Consider the following 852-nt stretch of genomic DNA (forward strand, 5'->3'; position numbering starts at 1 on the left):
CAAAGCGTTTGGCGTGCAAGTGCCGCTGAAGGAGATTTTCGCCAAGCCGACACTGGAAGAGCTCGCCGCCGTGATTCAGGAATTGGATGAAAGCCCGCATGCGGCGATTGAACCGGCAGAAAAACAGGACACCTACCCGGTGTCCTCGGCGCAAAAGCGGATGTATGTCCTTCAGCAGCTGGAAGACGGCGGTGTCGGCTACAATATGCCGGCGGCGCTTAAGCTGACAGGTCCGCTCGACCGCGCCCGGCTTGATGAAGTATTCAGGCAGCTGATCCGCCGCCACGAATCGCTCAGGACGTCGTTTGAAACCGGGGCAGACGGCGAGCCTGTCCAGCGCATCCATGATGATGTCCCGTTTCAGCTGATGGAGTTGGCGGCGGCTGAAGACTTTGTCCGTCCGTTCCGGCTTCAAGAAGCGCCGCTTTTCCGCGCCGCTCTTGTGAAGGAAGCAGAGGAGAGGCACCTGTTGTTGGTGGACATGCATCACATCATTTCCGACGGGGTGTCTGTCGGCACTTTAATCCACGAATTCAGCGAGCTGTACGCCAGCCGGACGCTTGCCCCGCTGCGGATTCAATATAAAGACTACGCCGTCTGGCAACAGGCATTCAAACAAGGGGAGGCGTACAACAGACAGGAAGCCTATTGGCTGAAGCAGCTCGACGGAGAGCTGCCGGTGCTTGAGCTTCCGGCCGACAACGCCCGCCCGGCGGTACGAAGCTTTGCGGGTGATACAGTGTCCCGCACGCTTGATGCGAAAACAACAGCCGGCCTTTACAAGATCGCCCGCGACAACGGCTGCACCCTGTATATGGTTCTTCTCGCCGCGTACAGCACGCTTCTTGCCCG

At 58.9% G+C, this 852-nt stretch carries 1 protein-coding gene; it reads left to right on the plus strand.

All coding sequences use genetic code 11. The features are described from left to right. A partial coding sequence (locus tag KI350_RS22710; RefSeq protein ID WP_244845662.1) for a condensation domain-containing protein occupies positions 1-852 on the plus strand: 852 nt, incomplete at both ends.

Source organism: Bacillus sp. J41TS8 (assembly GCF_018333035.1).
Classification (GTDB): Bacteria; Bacillota; Bacilli; order Bacillales; family Bacillaceae; genus Bacillus; species Bacillus paralicheniformis.